The 13,272-nt window shown below is 70.1% G+C and carries 19 protein-coding genes and 1 riboswitch; of the genes, 9 read left to right on the top strand and 10 right to left on the bottom strand.

Going from position 1 to position 13,272, the window contains the following annotated elements; translation table 11 throughout:
- Positions 1-58: 58 nt before the first annotated feature.
- The gene (gene thiS, locus CT688_RS14060) at positions 59-259 is read left to right on the top strand and encodes a sulfur carrier protein ThiS (RefSeq protein ID WP_107757408.1); all 201 of its coding nucleotides are present in this window, start codon (positions 59-61) and stop codon (positions 257-259) included.
- 73 nt (positions 260-332) lie between these two features.
- Positions 333-1,103 carry a thiazole synthase gene (locus CT688_RS14055; protein WP_107757407.1) on the top strand — a complete coding sequence of 257 codons (771 nt, stop codon included), beginning with the start codon at positions 333-335 and terminating at the stop codon, positions 1,101-1,103.
- A gap of 60 nt (positions 1,104-1,163) precedes the next feature.
- Here CT688_RS14055 and CT688_RS14050 read toward each other — a convergent pair whose 3' ends face one another.
- Positions 1,164-1,814 (bottom strand): DUF1707 domain-containing protein, encoded by a 651-nt coding sequence (locus CT688_RS14050; protein WP_107757406.1) that lies wholly within the window; start codon positions 1,812-1,814, stop codon positions 1,164-1,166.
- Between the two features lie 86 nt (positions 1,815-1,900).
- Between CT688_RS14050 and CT688_RS14045 the strand changes: the two genes are divergently transcribed.
- Both CT688_RS14045 and CT688_RS14040 read left to right on the top strand, forming a co-directional pair.
- Positions 1,901-2,815 (top strand): ABC transporter ATP-binding protein, encoded by a 915-nt coding sequence (locus tag CT688_RS14045; RefSeq protein WP_107758223.1) that lies wholly within the window; start codon positions 1,901-1,903, stop codon positions 2,813-2,815.
- Positions 2,812-3,576: an ABC transporter permease gene (locus CT688_RS14040; RefSeq protein ID WP_107757405.1), complete on the top strand. Its 765-nt coding sequence runs from the start codon at positions 2,812-2,814 to the stop codon at positions 3,574-3,576. Before CT688_RS14045 ends, CT688_RS14040 begins: the two co-directional genes overlap by 4 nt.
- 64 nt (positions 3,577-3,640) lie before the next feature.
- Here the strand turns inward: CT688_RS14040 and thiC are convergent, their stop codons facing one another.
- Entirely contained in the window at positions 3,641-5,344 is a 1,704-nt protein-coding gene (gene thiC, locus CT688_RS14035) for a phosphomethylpyrimidine synthase ThiC (RefSeq protein ID WP_107758222.1), read from the bottom strand.
- Positions 5,338-5,454: riboswitch (TPP riboswitch) on the bottom strand. (Overlaps the previous gene by 7 nt.)
- Positions 5,455-5,527: 73 nt before the next feature.
- On the opposite strand from thiC, the gene CT688_RS14030 reads away from it, so the two are divergent.
- Together CT688_RS14030 and CT688_RS14025 are read left to right on the top strand one after the other, a co-directional pair.
- Positions 5,528-5,824, top strand: a complete 297-nt coding sequence (locus tag CT688_RS14030; protein ID WP_107757404.1) for a GNAT family N-acetyltransferase — start codon at positions 5,528-5,530, stop codon at positions 5,822-5,824.
- A 49-nt stretch (positions 5,825-5,873) separates the two neighbouring features.
- The gene (locus CT688_RS14025) at positions 5,874-6,329 is read left to right on the top strand and encodes a CD225/dispanin family protein (protein WP_107757403.1); all 456 of its coding nucleotides are present in this window, start codon (positions 5,874-5,876) and stop codon (positions 6,327-6,329) included.
- Between the two features lie 40 nt (positions 6,330-6,369).
- Here CT688_RS14025 and CT688_RS14020 read toward each other — a convergent pair whose 3' ends face one another.
- The 5 genes from CT688_RS14020 to CT688_RS14000 all read right to left on the bottom strand — a co-directional run bounded on the left by CT688_RS14020 (position 6,370) and on the right by CT688_RS14000 (position 10,394).
- Positions 6,370-6,786, bottom strand: a complete 417-nt coding sequence (locus CT688_RS14020; RefSeq protein WP_107757402.1) for a CoA-binding protein — start codon at positions 6,784-6,786, stop codon at positions 6,370-6,372.
- Positions 6,787-6,861: 75 nt separating this feature from the next.
- A complete protein-coding gene (gene ppk2, locus CT688_RS14015; RefSeq protein ID WP_107757401.1) occupies positions 6,862-7,755 on the bottom strand; it encodes a polyphosphate kinase 2 in 894 nt (297 codons plus the stop codon).
- Between the two features lie 36 nt (positions 7,756-7,791).
- Positions 7,792-8,592 (bottom strand): exodeoxyribonuclease III, encoded by an 801-nt coding sequence (locus tag CT688_RS14010; protein WP_107757400.1) that lies wholly within the window; start codon positions 8,590-8,592, stop codon positions 7,792-7,794.
- Between the two features lie 13 nt (positions 8,593-8,605).
- Complete coding sequence (locus CT688_RS14005; protein ID WP_107757399.1) at positions 8,606-9,727, bottom strand: GNAT family N-acetyltransferase; 1,122 nt, start codon at positions 9,725-9,727, stop codon at positions 8,606-8,608.
- Positions 9,720-10,394 carry a peptide deformylase gene (locus CT688_RS14000; RefSeq protein ID WP_107757398.1) on the bottom strand — a complete coding sequence of 225 codons (675 nt, stop codon included), beginning with the start codon at positions 10,392-10,394 and terminating at the stop codon, positions 9,720-9,722. The genes CT688_RS14005 and CT688_RS14000 overlap by 8 nt, the downstream gene beginning before the upstream one ends.
- A 98-nt stretch (positions 10,395-10,492) precedes the next feature.
- Between CT688_RS14000 and CT688_RS13995 the strand changes: the two genes are divergently transcribed.
- From CT688_RS13995 to CT688_RS17385, 3 genes are all read left to right on the top strand, one after another.
- Positions 10,493-10,828 (top strand): DUF3263 domain-containing protein, encoded by a 336-nt coding sequence (locus tag CT688_RS13995; protein ID WP_107757397.1) that lies wholly within the window; start codon positions 10,493-10,495, stop codon positions 10,826-10,828.
- 15 nt (positions 10,829-10,843) lie between these two features.
- Entirely contained in the window at positions 10,844-11,518 is a 675-nt protein-coding gene (locus CT688_RS13990) for a LytR C-terminal domain-containing protein (RefSeq protein WP_107757396.1), read from the top strand.
- An 89-nt stretch (positions 11,519-11,607) separates the two neighbouring features.
- Positions 11,608-11,922, top strand: a complete 315-nt coding sequence (locus CT688_RS17385; protein WP_156607274.1) for a hypothetical protein — start codon at positions 11,608-11,610, stop codon at positions 11,920-11,922.
- Between the two features lie 91 nt (positions 11,923-12,013).
- On the opposite strand, the gene CT688_RS13980 is transcribed toward CT688_RS17385, so the two are convergent.
- The 3 genes from CT688_RS13980 to CT688_RS13970 are packed head-to-tail and all read right to left on the bottom strand — an operon-like array spanning position 12,014 to position 13,271.
- Positions 12,014-12,382 (bottom strand): monovalent cation/H(+) antiporter subunit G, encoded by a 369-nt coding sequence (locus tag CT688_RS13980; protein WP_107757395.1) that lies wholly within the window; start codon positions 12,380-12,382, stop codon positions 12,014-12,016.
- Positions 12,379-12,672, bottom strand: a complete 294-nt coding sequence (locus CT688_RS13975; RefSeq protein ID WP_107757394.1) for a monovalent cation/H+ antiporter complex subunit F — start codon at positions 12,670-12,672, stop codon at positions 12,379-12,381. Before CT688_RS13975 ends, CT688_RS13980 begins: the two co-directional genes overlap by 4 nt.
- Positions 12,669-13,271 carry a Na+/H+ antiporter subunit E gene (locus CT688_RS13970; RefSeq protein ID WP_107757393.1) on the bottom strand — a complete coding sequence of 201 codons (603 nt, stop codon included), beginning with the start codon at positions 13,269-13,271 and terminating at the stop codon, positions 12,669-12,671. Before CT688_RS13970 ends, CT688_RS13975 begins: the two co-directional genes overlap by 4 nt.
- Position 13,272 lies beyond the last annotated feature (1 nt).

The following is a 13,272-nucleotide window of genomic DNA, read 5'->3' as shown; positions in this document are numbered from 1 at the left end:
TACGCTGGGGTCACACGTCACCACCCCGGGACGTCACGACCGTGCCGCAGGAGGCCCCATGATCGTCACCGTGAACGGCGAGGACCGCACACTCGCCGACGGCGCGACCGTCCGCGCGCTCGTCACCGAACTCGACCTCCCCGACGAGGGGGTGGCCGTGGCGGTCGACGGCGTGGTGGTCCCCAGCTCGGGCTGGGACCGGGTCGCACTGGGCGCGGGCGCGGAGGTGGACGTCCTCACGGCGGTCCAGGGTGGCTGAGGGCGGCCGCGCGGCCCCCGGGACCGGTTCTGCCGAAGAGTCTGTGGCGTCCGGGGCCAGGACCCCGGCCGCCGTGTTGGACTCGCCGCTGGTCATCGCCGGTGAGGAGCTGGGGTCCCGCCTCATCATGGGCACCGGCGGGGCCGGCAACCAGGAGGTCCTGAGGGAGTCCCTGATCGCCTCCGGGACGGCCCTGACCACCGTGTCCATCCGCAAGGTCGACCTGCGACTGGGGTCCGACGGGCTCGGGCTGCTCGGACTGCTGCGCGAACTCGGCATCCGGCCACTGCCCAACACCGCCGGCTGCCGGGGTGCCGCCGAGGCGGTCAAGACCGCGCGGCTCGCCCGCGAGGCGCTCGGAACCGACTGGGTCAAGCTCGAGGTGATCGCCGACGAGCGAACCCTCCTGCCCGACGCCCTGGAACTGGTGGAGGCCGCGGAGGACCTGGTCGACGACGGGTTCGTCGTCCTGCCCTACACCACGGACGACCCGGTGTTGGCGCGTCGTCTCGAGGACGTGGGATGTGCGGCCGTCATGCCGTTGGGCGCCCCCATCGGCACCGGCCTGGGGATCTGCAACCCGCACAACCTGGAGATGATCGTCGAACGCGCCGGAGTGCCGGTGATCTGCGACGCCGGGCTCGGCACCGCCTCGGACGCGGCACTGGCGATGGAACTGGGCTGCGACGGTGTCCTCCTGGCCACCGCCGTGACCCGCGCCGAGGACCCGCCGCTCATGGCGGCCGCGATGCGGGAGGCCGTCCGCGCAGGCCACGCCGCCCGCGCCGCCGGACGCATCCCCAAGAGGTTCTGGGCGCAGGCGTCGAGTCCGCCGGTGGACTGACGCCGAGTGACCGACGGGTCGCCGGCGGCTCCGTGCTCCGTCGTCGGGGCACGGGCACGATCAGCGGGTCCGGGGAACCCTGCGCACCTCCACGCCGCCCATGAGCGCGAGCCCCGTGACCCGCACGACCGGGGCGCCCGGAGAGGCCTGCCGCACCGGGCGGGGGTCGGGCTTCCACCTGCCGGCCTCCTCGCCGAATCCGCCCATCAGACCGAGGCCCTCGACCACGACGTGGATGTCGTCCGGCACGTAGATCTCGACCCCGCCCATGATCGCGAACGCGCGGATCGTGGTCTCGTGCGCCTGCAGAGAGGCCTGGCGTAGGTCCAGTTCGACCCCGCCCATCACGGCGAACGCCGTGTGCTCGGCGGGAACCGTCCACGCGCCCTTGCGTTCGCATCCGCCCATGAACGCCAGTGACGACGACGGACCGGTTCCACCGGTGACCCTCCTCGCGGGCGCCTCATCGTGATGGACCCCGGGCCGGGACCCGCCGTCGCCGCGGGCGGGGGAGAGGTCGCGGGTGAGCTCGGCCAGGTCGGACTGGAACAGTGCCCCGTACGCCTTGGTGGTGCGCTCGTCGAACTCCGCCAGGGTCAACCGCCCCTCCGAGTAGGACTGCTGGAGGAATCTCGCCGTCGCCTCCCGCTCGTGGTCCGAGGCGCGGATCGACGGGAGTTCAGGGCCGTGATCGTCTCGCGCGTCGTCCATGCTTCGAGAGTAAGCCCTGACACACCTGGGCGGGAACCGAGTGGGAGGAACCCGCGATGCGGACCACGGCAGGCACACTGGAGCACATGATCGAGGTACGCAATCTCACCAAACGCTTCGGCGCCGCTACGGCGGTCGAGGACCTCAGCTTCGTGGTGCGGCCTGGCGTCGTCACCGGATTCCTCGGCCCGAACGGTGCCGGGAAGTCCACCACGATGAGGATGATCGTCGGTCTGGACACCCCCACGTCGGGTGAGGCGCTGATCAACGGCCAGCCGTACCGGAGGCTCGCGGATCCCATCCGCACCGTCGGGTGCCTGCTCGACGCGTCGTGGACCCACGCCAACCGGTCCGCGCGATCGCACCTGAGGATGATCGCCGCCGCGGGCGGACTGCCCGACAGTCGCGTCGACGAGGTGCTGTCACTGGTCGGCCTGACCGAGGTGGCCGGCCGCAAGGTGGGTGGCTACTCCCTGGGCATGCGGCAACGGCTCGGTCTGGCCACCGCCATGCTCGGCGATCCCGAGGTGTTGCTGTTCGACGAACCGGTCAACGGACTCGACCCCGAGGGAATCCTCTGGATCCGCCGTTTCATGCACGCCCGGGCCGCCGAGGGCCGGACGGTGCTCGTCTCTAGCCATCTGTTGTCGGAGATGGCTCAGACGGCCCAGGATCTCGTCGTCATCGGCCGGGGGGTCCTCCGCGCCCAGACGTCCGTCGAGGAGTTCCTCTCCGCCGCGCGGTCATCGGTCCTGCTCCGGACGCCGCACGTCGAGGAGTTCACGGCCGCGGCCCGGGAGGAGGGGATCAACGCCACCTTCGACCCCGCGGAGGGGGTGTTCCTCATCGAGGGGCTGCCGGCACCCCGGGTCGGTGACCTCGCCGCGAGCCTGGGGATCACCGTCCACGAACTGCACGAGAAGCGGGCGTCGCTCGAGGAGGCCTTCATGGCGCTCACCGACCAGGACGTCGAGTACCACGGTCAGGAGACCACCCGATGAACCTGTTGAAGTCCGAGTGGATCAAGGCCACCACCACCAAGAGCGCCTACTGGCTCTACGGGCTGGGAGTCGTGCTCGCCGTCGGCCTCGCCGCGATCATCGGCCAGTTCGAGCAGACCTCGTCCGGGGAGCCGGTGGCCGGGGCGCCCGGCGGCGGAAGCGACCCGCTGTTCGCGATACTGGGGGTCAGCGCGTTCACGGTGATCCTGGCGTGGATCGCCGCGATCGTCGCCGTGACCGGCGAGTACCGGTTCCACACGAACAAGGCCACGTTCCTGGCCACGCCGTCGCGGTGGCCTGCCATAGTGGCCAAGACGGTGCTGTTCACGGTGCTGTCCATGGTCGTGACCGCGGTCGCTGTGGTGATCGCGATGCTGGTGGCGGGCGCACTGTCCGGACTGGACTCGTGGACCCCGTTCTCCGGCGACGGCCTGAGATACCTCGTGCGGTTCCCCGTCTACGCCGCACTGGGCACCCTCGCCGTGATGGGCCTGGCGCACATCATGCGCAACGCCGCCGGCACCATCTCGTTGTTCCTGGTGTGGACGCTGGCCCTCGAGGGCATGGTCTCGCTGATCCCCCGGGTGGGGCAGGACATCGCCGCCTGGATGCCGTTCGCCAACGGCGACTACTGGACCCAGGGCGAGTCCGTCCGCGGGTTCATCACGTGGGGCGAATGGCCGGCCTTCGCCTGGTACGCCGGGGTCTGCGTGGCGTTGTGGGCGCTGGGCCTCGTCATCACCCTGCGCCGCGACGCCTGAGGGGACGTGCCGCGTGAGACGTGTGACGCCGCCGCGTCACACGTCTCACGGGCGGGTCGGCCCGTCAGCCTCCACTGATCGGCAGATACACCCGGGAGCCGTGTTCGGCGAACTCCGCCGACTTCTCGGCCATCCCCGCCTCGATCGCCTCGACCGAGTCCAGTCCGTGCTCGGCGGCGTAGTCCCGGATGTCCTGCGATATCCGCATGGAGCAGAATCTGGGACCGCACATCGAGCAGAAGTGGGCCGTCTTGGCCGGTTCGGCGGGCAGCGTCGCATCGTGGTAGGCCAGCGCGGTGTCGGGGTCGAGGGCCAGGGCGAACTGGTCCCGCCAGCGGAACTCGAACCGCGCGGTGCTCAGCGCGTCGTCCCTCGCCTGCGCGCCCGGATGGCCCTTGGCCAGGTCCGCCGCGTGCGCGGCGATCTTGTAGGTGATCACGCCGGTCTTGACGTCGTCGCGATCGGGCAGGCCCAGGTGCTCCTTGGGGGTGACGTAGCAGAGCATCGCCGTGCCCGCCTCGGCGATCCGCGCGGCCCCGATGGCGGAGGTGATGTGGTCGTAGCCCGGAGCGATGTCCGTGGCCAGCGGCCCCAGTGTGTAGAAGGGCGCCTCCTCGCACCACTCCTCCTCCAGGCGCACGTTCTCCACGATCATGTGCATCGGCACGTGTCCCGGGCCCTCGATCATCACCTGGACGCCGTGGCGCTTGGCGATCCGGGTGAGTTCACCCAGCGTTCGGAGCTCGGCGAACTGCGCCTCGTCGTTGGCGTCGGCGATCGACCCGGGCCTCAGGCCGTCCCCGAGGGAGAACGTCACGTCGTACGTCGCGAGGATCTCGCACAGCTCACTGAAGTGGGTGTAGAGGAAGGACTCGCGGTGGTGTGCCAGGCACCACGCGGCCATGATCGATCCCCCGCGCGACACGATCCCGGTGACGCGCGTGGCGGCGAGCGGGACGTACCGCAGGAGCACCCCGGCGTGGACGGTCATGTAGTCCACTCCCTGTTCGCACTGCTCGATGACGGTGTCCCGATAGAGCTCCCAGGTCAGCGCCGTCGGGTCGCCGCCCACTTTCTCCAGTGCCTGGTAGATCGGCACGGTGCCCACGGGGACGGGCGAGTTGCGCAGGATCCACTCGCGGGTCTCGTGGATGTCCCGCCCGGTGGACAGGTCCATGATGGTGTCCGCGCCCCACCGGGATGCCCACACCATCTTCTCGACCTCCTCCGCGATCGAACTGGTGACCGCGGAGTTGCCGATGTTGGCGTTGATCTTGGTGACAAAGCGCTTGCCGATGATCATCGGTTCGCTCTCCGGGTGGCGGTGATTGGCCGGGATGACGGCGCGGCCGGCGGCCACCTCGGATCGCACGAGCTCCACGTCGATTCCCTCGCGCGCGGCGATGAAGCGCATCTCCGGGGTGATGTGACCCGCGCGGGCCCAGGCCAGCTGGGTTCGTACCGGCGTGGAGTCCTCCGACGAGGCGGGCACGGCCTCCGGGTGCGTCCACTCGTCGCGGGTGGGTGGTAGGCCGGAGCCGAGGTCGTGGCACTGCCCGGCGTCGGCGTACCCGGTGTACGGGCCGGAGGTGTCGTAGACGTCGAACGACGTGCCGTTGGTCAGGGCGATCCGGCGGACGGGCACGCGCAGCGTGCCGCCCTCCGCCGGGATCTCGAGGTACGACTTGCTGCTGGAGTGGATCGGGCCGCAGGTCACGGACTCGATCGAGGTGGACTCTGCGCTGGGGGTGGACGTGTGTGTGCCCATGATGCTCACTGCTCCCTACGCCGGCATGACCCGGACAGGTTCTACGGTCGACGGCCCGGCCGGCCGTCCTCTCAGCCCGCGCTCCGAAGCGGACTCCCGTGGGGACGAGTATGAAATTGTGCCGGGCGAGCGTACCCCGGCGAGTAGCATCGGGTGTGGAACACACCCTGCCGAAGGAGTCCCATGTCCCGAGTGGAGTCACTGGTGCTGGTCCACAACACCGATAGAGACCGGTTCGAACTGTGGGACGGCGAGACCTTCATGGGTCTGGTGGGGTACGAGAAGGACGGCGACGTCTACATCCTTCTCCACACCGTCATCGAGGAGCATTTCGGACAGCAGGGCATCGCTCGACTGCTGGTCAGTCTGGTCCTCACCCGGATGCGTCTGGACGGGCACAAGATCCGCCCGGTGTGCAGCTACGTCCGCCGGTTCCTCGTCCGCTTCCCCGAGTACCAGCTCCTCGTGGCCCCCCGCTGACCCGGGAAGGGTGTTTCAGGGAGCCCACGTTCGGGGATACGATTCGGGCATGACGAATCCGAGCTACCCCGGTTCCTCCTCCGACTCCCCGTACGGGGCCGGCCAGACCCCCGGGCAGGAGTCCGGTTACTGGCAGGACCAGAGCTACGGCCAGGGCCCGACATACGGGCAGGGCGCGTCGTCGTATGGCCAGCACCCGGGTTACGGGGCCCAGACCCCCGGGGGGTTCACCGGGTCCCCCGGAGCCGCACGGCCGGGCCCCCCGTCGAACATCGGTTGGGCGGTGGCCTCGATCCTGTTCTTCTGGCCGCTCGCATTCGTCGCGATGACCCGGGCCTCGGACGTCTACCCGCTGTGGGCGGCCGGTCACCACGCGGAGGCCGAAGCGGCGAGCGCGTCAGCCAAGAAGCTCGGCCTCATCTCGCTCGGCCTCTTCGCCCTGCTCATCGTGCTCTACTTCGCCTTCATCTTCGCCATGATCGGGCTGAGCGCCAGCGGGTTCTGACCTGCGGGCGGGCCGTTCCCGCCACGGCGGGTGCTCTCGCTCAGGCGAGGCCCAGAAGCGGCGCCTCGATGGCCGGGCAGGCGTCCATCACCACGTCCAGCCCCGCATCGGCAGCGCGCTGGGCCGCGGCCTCGTCTATCACACCCAGCTGGAGCCAGACCGCCTTCGCGCCCCGGGCGATCGCCTGGTCCACGACGTCGCCCGCGAGCGCCGAGTTGACAAAGACGTCGACCACATCGATCTCGCCGGGTACCGACGCGAGATCCGGGTATCCCTGCTGACCGTGGACCGTCTCAGCCCTGGGATGAACCGGCACTATCTCGTGACCCAGGTTGCGGACATAGGCGGCGATCCTGTGCGCGGTCCGTCCGGTGTTCGCCGACAGGCCCACGACCGCCCAGCGCCCGCGGTCCGAGAGCAGACGTCTGACAACGGCCGGATCATTGGTGTGACTCATACCCGGTGCAATGCGCGCCGGCGCCCGGACATTCCCGACGGGTCGTGTGCGCGGGTGCGTCCTTCGCGGGCTCAGTCAGTCCCCGACGGCGTCCCTGGCGCGGCGGACGATCTTCGGGTCAGGGTCGAACACCACCTGGGGGTCCTTCTCCGGATAGTCGAACTGGTGGAGGAAGTAGCGCATGGCGTTGATGCGCGCCCGCTTCTTGTCGTTGGACTTGATGGTGATCCAGGGGGCCCAGTCGGTGTCGGTGCGCCGGAACATCTCCTCCTTGGCGGCGGTGTACAGGTCCCACTTGTCGAGTGATTCCAGGTCCATCGGGGAGAGCTTCCACCGACGGACCGGGTCGAGCTGCCGGATCGCGAACCGGGTCTTCTGCTCCTCCTTGGTGACGGAGAACCAGAACTTCGTCAGGCCGATGCCCGAGTCCACCAACATCTTCTCGAACATGGGCGCCTGCTCCATGAACGTGGAGTACTGGGCGTCCGTGCAGAACCCCATCACCCGCTCGACACCGGCCCGGTTGTACCAGGAGCGATCGAACATGACCAGCTCGCCGCGGGTGGGCAGGTGGCTGATGTAGCGCTGGAAGTACCACTGGTACAGCTCGGTCTCGGTGGGTTTGATCAGCGCGACCACCCGGGCCTGCCGGACGTTGATGTACTCGGTGAACCGCTTGATGGTCCCGCCCTTGCCGGCGGCGTCCCGGCCCTCGAACACGATCACGTGCCGGTGGCCCGACTCGGCCTGCCAGTTCTGGAACTTGAGCAGCTCGATCTGCAGGAGGTACTTCTCCACCTCGTACTGGTTGCGGTCCAACCGATGGTCGTACGGGTAGTTCTCCCGCCAGGTGTCCACGGCCCTGCCGTCGATGTCGATGAGGTCGGGGTCCTCACCGTGGTCGTCGCGCACGGTGAAGCCCTCGGCGCGCAGGCGGTCGATGTAGTGACGGAGTTGGAACGTGGACATCGGTGCGGGCTCCTCGTGGTGGGCCGGGTCGCGGTGCTAGTCGAGGTCTACGACGACCGGGGCGTGGTCGGACGCGCCCTTGCCCTTGCGTTCCTCGCGGTCGATGAACGCGCCGGTCACCCGCGATGCGAGTTCCGGCGAGTGCAGCTGGAAGTCGATGCGCATGCCCTGCTTCTTGGGGAAGCGCAACTGGGTGTAGTCCCAATAGGTGTAGACGCCGGGGCCCGGGGTGAACTCGCGGGTGACCTCGCGAAAGCCCGCCCCGTCGAAGGCCGCGAAGGCCTGGCGTTCGGGCTCGGAGACGTGGGTCTTGCCGGTGAAGACCTCCATGTCCCACACGTCCTCGTCGTGCGGTGCCACGTTCCAGTCGCCCACCAACGCCACCTGCGCGGCCGGGTCGGCAGCGAGTTCGGCGGAGGCGTGGTCGCGGAGCCGGGCCAGCCACTCGAGCTTGTAGGTGTAGTGAGGGTCCGCCAGTTCACGGCCGTTGGGGACGTAGAGACTGTAGACGCGGACGCCGTCGCACACCGCGGAGATGGCGCGCGCCTCCGGATCCTGGGTGACCTCGGGGTCCTTGTGGAAACCGGGCATGTCGTCGAAGCCCAACCGGACGTCGTCGAGCCCCACCCGCGAGGCCACGGCCACGCCGTTCCACTGGCTCAGGCCGTGGTGGGCGACCTGGTATCCCAGCTCCTCGAACGCCTCGTGCGGGAACTGGTCGTCCTTGCACTTGGTCTCCTGCATGGCCAGCACGTCGACGTCCGAGCGTTCCAGCCAGGCCGTGACGCGGTCCCGTCGAGCTCTGATCGAGTTGACATTCCAGGTGGCCAGGCGCATGGCGAGCAGTCTATTACCCGGCGTCGGATCGCGTGGACCGCGGAGTGGAACCCTCGACGACGACGAGGTGACGCATCGAATGGTGCGGGGCCAGTCCGAGCTTGGCCCACAGCCCGCGGCCGGCCGCGTTGTCGGCGAAGACGTGGAGGTGGCACTCCTCGGCGCCCAGCGACCGGCCCCACCCGACGAGCGCGCCGGTGACGACCTCGGCCAGCCCGCGTCGGCGGTGGGCGTCGGCGGTCTGCACGCACGAGACCGCGACGCGCGGTGTCCCGTCGGGCCCGGTGGTGACGGCGCCCCGCGCGATGGCGGCCAGGTCGCCGTCGTCCTCGACGCGGGCGAACACCACGTGCCCGCCCGGGCCCGGCAGCCCCTGGTCTGTCCCGCCCGACCCGGGCCCAGCCAGCCCCGCGGTCGCCAGCATCGCGGGCCGGACGCGGTCGGGGTCCAGACCGGCGGTGGCGTGGTACAGCGCGAGCCAGTCGTCGTCGGGGGAGTCGGCCAACACCACCGGGGGCCGGGCGTCGGCGGGGACGGTGGCGTCCACGCGCTCCAGCAGTTCGCGGCTGTCGACCGTGCACAGGACGAGTTCCCTGTCCGCGCGCACTCGTGCGGGATCCACCGGCCGACCGTCGAGCAGCATCCGGTCGGCGTCCACGAGCCGGTCCACGGCCACCAGGCGCAGTGGCAGGCCGCGGGCCGCGTACCAGTCGCGGACCCCGTCCAGCTCCGAGCAGCTGGCCCACGGCAACACCGGGACCGCCGAATTCCCGCGGTAGGACCAGTCGTCACCGGCACGGCAGAACCAGCCGTCGACGAGCTCGAAGTCCGTGCCCGGCCACGCCAACGCACCCGCCCACTCGTGCGCCCGGACGTCGCGTGCCCGGACCGGCCGGGGCGGTAGCACCTTGAGCACCGCGATGTCGGAATCGGGGATCCGCACCTCCTCGCCCGACTCGCGACGCACCACGAGTTCGGGATCCAGCGCGACCACGTGTCCGATGACGTCGGTGTAGAGGTGCGAACCCTGCCCGGCCTCCAGATGGCGACGGACCACCACGCGCATCCCCACCTCCACGCGTCGGCCGGCGTTCCACCGGGACCGGTCCGCCAGACCCCAGTCCTGCTCAGCCACGGGGGTCGGTGGCCTCGTCGTCGTCCCACTCGTCACCGTCGTCCTCGTCGGCGAACGGGTCGGGATCGGTGGTTGGGTCCCAGCTCAACCCGGGCACGCCCCAGCCTGCGTCGCGGATGTGGCGTTTGGCGGCCTTGCGGTGACGGCCGATCAGATGGTCGGTGTAGAGGTACCCGTCCAGGTGACCGACCTCGTGCTGCAGGCACCGCGCGAACAGGCCATAGCCCTCCACGGAGACCGGCTCGCCGTTCTCGTCGGTTCCGGTGACCCGGGCCCACCAGGCGCGCCCGCGCGGGAAGTTCACACCGGGGACGGAGAGGCATCCTTCGAGATCCTCCTCCGGGTCCGGCATGGTCTCCGGGATCTCGGAGGTCTCCAGCACCGGGTTGACGATGCAGCCGCGGCGGTTGAGCCAGCCGCCGCGGGCCTCGACGTCCTCGCGGGAGACGCCCTCGCCGTCCTCGGTGTCCAGATCGGGGCAGTCGTAGACGAACACCCGCTTGCGCACCCCCACCTGGTTGGCGGCCAGACCCACTCCGTTGGCGGCGTCCATCGTGTCGTAGAGGTCGCGGACGAGGTCGCGGATCTCCTCCGGGGACTCCGTGACGGGCTCGGTGGGGGTGTGGAGGGCGGGATCGCCGAGGATGACGATGGGCAGGACGGCCATGGCAGGAGATCCTAGTGCGCACCTGGCAGGGTGTCGGATCCGTGTGGTTCACTACGGGGGAATCACAACGGTGTGATCCGGGCACAGGAGGCGAGCGAATGGGTCGATCAGCAACCGCGGCACGCCGACCGCGGGTCGAGGGCGGTTCGCCGCCCGCGGACGAGCTGCACGCCGCCGACCCCGTGCTGTCCGACAGGGACCGGGCCATGCTCGAGTTCGAGCGTCAGTGGTGGAAGTTCGCCGGCTCCAAGGAGGAGGCGATCCGGCAGAAGTTCGACATGTCCGGGACCCGCTACTTCCAGATCCTCAACGGCCTCATCGACCGCCCCGAGGCGCTGGCCGCTGACCCGCTGCTCGTCAAGCGGCTTCGTCGCATGCGCAGCAGCCGTCAGAAGGCACGCGCGGCGCGCAACCTGGGAATGCGGCTCGACTGACCTACACTCACCGGCGTGAGCTCCCAGCCCGAAACCTCGCAGTACGACCCCTACGGTCCGGGCGCGCCCGCCGGCGGCGCCGGGGCCGGCCCCGACCAGGATGAGCCGACCGGACCTCCGTACCGGGCCATCGCGATGGTCCTCCTGGCCGCGGTGGTCCTGGCGATAGGCATCGGGCTCGTCCAGCTGTTCGGGGGCGACGACGAGACCCCGACCGCCACCGACCAGGACAGTGCCCAGGTCGAGCAGGCCGAACCGCCCGCCGCGCCCGCCCAGCCCGGGGACGCTCCCGCCGACCCGCAGGTCGATCCCGACGGCCAGGCGGTGGCCGGCCAACCCGGCCAACCCGGTCAGGCCGCCGAGCAGCCCCCGGCCGGCCAGCCCGGCGTTCCGGCCGTGACCGCGGTACCCGTGCAGGTGTTCAACAACAGCACCGTCACGGGGCTCGCCGGGAGGACCGGAGAGGCGCTTCGCGAGTCCGGTTTCGCCGTCGGCGAGGTGGCCAACCTGCCCTCCAACCGGCCGGTGGTGTCCGAGTCGACCGTGTACTTCGGAACCGGCGCCGGTGAGCGGCAGGCCGCCGAGGCCGTCGCGGCCCAGCTGGGCATCCCCGCCCTGCCCCGCCCTGCCGATCTCGAGGTGGGTGCCCCCGGGGTGATCGTGATCGTCACCCAGGACCTCGACCGCTGACTGCTGAGGATATGATGAGTTCACGCACTCCGCCCGTCGGGACGCGTGCTCACAGCGACCTGCAGCTTTTCGAGATCGAAGGAGCCCTCATGGCCCCGCGTCAGACCGCCCGCCGCCTCATGGTCGCGGTTCCCGCATTCGCACTCGCGTTCGCCGTGACCGCGTGTTCCCCGCCCAACGAGCAGCCCGCGGATCCCGACGCCCCCTACACCCTGCCCACCTACACGGGGGAGGCCGACGCGGAGGCGGAGGACGCCGACGTGGTCGAGGGCGCGGAAGTCGAGGGCGCGGAGGTCGAGGTCGTCGAGATCGAGGAGGACGTCCTCGTGGAGGTCCCCGTCGGGGAGCAGCCCACCCAGGGCCAGACCGGGACCGCGGTGTCGCCTGCTCAGCCCGCCCCGTGATCGACCGGTAGCCCGGTACCACCGAACGAGCCCCGCCCCCGTGAAGGGAGCGGGGCTCGAGTCGTCCCGGCGCCCGGACCCGATCGGCGGGTCAGGATGTGTTCTTCCGGTTGGCCTCGCTGGCCTGGAACTTCTCCAGCACCGGGGCTTCGTGGGTGATCGTTCCGTCCTCGACGCTCTCGTGATACGCCAGGTTGCCCACTCGGTTGGCGATCACCGGTGCGGTGCACACGGCCACGATGCCGGCCAGCAGCAGCATTCCCAGGTCGATGTGGGGGAAGATCCGGATGCTCGCCCCCAGCAAGACGAGCACCAGTCCCAGGACCTGCGGTTTGGCTGCAGGGTGCATCCGGCTCAGGGTGTCGCGGAAGCGCACCAGACCGATGGCGCTGGCGAGGGTCAGCAACGCCCCGGCGAGGACGAAGAGTGCCGAGACGATCTCCCTGGGGTCGTCGGTCATGTGAGGGTCTCCTTGTGAACTCCGGCGGAGTCGCTGACGCGGAACCGGGCCACGGACACCGATCCGAGGAAGGCGACCAGTGCGAGTGCTACGAGGGCGGCCGCCGCCGTGGTGTCCTTGCTCCACGCGATGTACACCCCGACGCCGCACTGGGCGATCGCGGCGAGCATGTCCAGCGAGATCAGTCGGTCGAGGGTGCCCGGGCCACCGATCAGACGGATCATGGTGGTGAACAGTGCGAGCGTGAGGGCGACCACGGCCGCGCTCCACAACAGCAGTGTCAGGCTCATCGGTGCTCCTCGCTGTCGGTCCCGTACTCCTCCGAGGGGGCGTAGTAGTGCTGCGGGCTCGGTTTCCAGTCCTCGGGCCGTTCGAACGCCCGAGAGTACAGCTGTTCGACGTGGGCGGTCTGGCGCCGGAACCGCTCGACCGCCTCGGGGCTGCCGGCGTCCAGGACGTGGACGTACACGTACCGGGCCACCGGATCGACGCGCACGACGACGCCTCCGGGCATGAGGTTCAGGGTGTTGACGGCCAGGGCGAGCGTGAAGTCCGACCTGAGCCGCATGGGTGCCCGCAGCACGGCGGAACGGGGCGGTGCCTGGGGGCGCACGGACAGCCACGCCACGGCGAGCGACGAACGGACGAGGTAGTAGGCCACCACGATCACCAGCCACACCGTCGACAGAGGTCTGACCAGGCCCTCCACGGGCACACGGGGGAGTGGGAGCAGGACCATCACCACGAGTGCCACGAGGACCCCGGCGACGATGGTCCCGACCTCGACCGGGCCCCACAGCATGACCCACGCGACCGTCAGCCAGAGCATCATGAACAGGCGGGAACCGACCACCCGGGGGTCGAGACGGGCCGCGATCCTGCGGGGCATG

This window comes from Dietzia sp. JS16-p6b (genome assembly GCF_003052165.1).
Classification (GTDB): domain Bacteria; phylum Actinomycetota; class Actinomycetes; order Mycobacteriales; family Mycobacteriaceae; genus Dietzia.
Note: the sequence above shows the minus strand (reverse complement) of the source record. Positions and strands in the feature narration are given on the sequence as shown.